Origin of the sequence: Tropicimonas sp. IMCC6043 (genome assembly GCF_004146235.1) — a bacterium.
Lineage (GTDB): Bacteria > Pseudomonadota > Alphaproteobacteria > Rhodobacterales > Rhodobacteraceae > Tropicimonas.
In genome coordinates this window covers 1-835 of record NZ_SELO01000134.1, presented here as the reverse complement: position 1 = coordinate 835, position 835 = coordinate 1, and the positions used below count along the sequence as shown (strand labels likewise).

1 protein-coding gene is annotated in these 835 nt (G+C 66.0%); it reads right to left on the bottom strand.

The genetic code is table 11. The annotated features are described in order from the left end of the window. On the bottom strand, nucleotides 1–835 hold an 835-nt coding region (locus EU800_RS26095; protein ID WP_129636359.1), incomplete at both ends, for an IS256 family transposase.

Below are 835 nucleotides of genomic sequence, written 5' to 3'. Positions count from 1 at the left end.
GCGCCCTTGGTCCGGACGGTGCGGTGCCTTACGGTTGCGAAGACGCTCTCGATCGGGTTCGAGGTCCGCAGGTGGTCCCAGTGCTCGGCCGGGAAGTCGTAGAAGGCCAACAGGGCCTCGGTGTCCTTCGTCAGGCAGGCTACCCCGCGCTCGTATTTAGCGACGTATTTTTCCCGGAAGGTCTCGATGGCCGCCAGCGCCGCAGCGCGGGTCTCCGCATGGGAGATCTCGCGCAGATCGGCGGTGACGGCGGGCTGCATGGATTTAGGGAAGTGGTTGAGGACATTGGCCGCCTTGTGAAACCAGCAGCGCTGGTGACGGGTGCCGGGAAAGACCTCGTCCATGGCCTTCCAGAAACCCAGGGCGCCGTCGCCCACGGCCAGTTCGGGCGGAACGGCGAGCCCGCGCGCCTTGAGATCGACCAGGAGTTCGCGCCAGCTCTGTGCACTCTCGCGCACGCCGACCTGGAAGCCGAGCAGTTCCTTCTTCCCTTCAGGTGTCGCCCCGATGATCACCAACATGCATTCGGCCTGCGGTTCCATCCGGGCCTGCAGGTAGACCCCATCGGCCCAGATGTAGACATGGCTGCGGGCGGAAAGGTCGCGGTGCTGCCAGCGGGCGTACTCGTCCTGCCAGCTGGCCGTGAGGCGTGCGATGGCACTCGGTGACAGGTTCGGCGCGTCCGCTCCGAGCAGTGCGGCCAGAGCTTCCTGAAAGTCTCCGGTGGAGACGCCGCGCAAGTAAAGGACTGGCAGAAGGGCATCGAGGCTCCGTGACCGCCGCGCCCACCGCGGCAGGATGTTCGAGGTGAAGCGTACCTTCTTCTCGGGCGGCA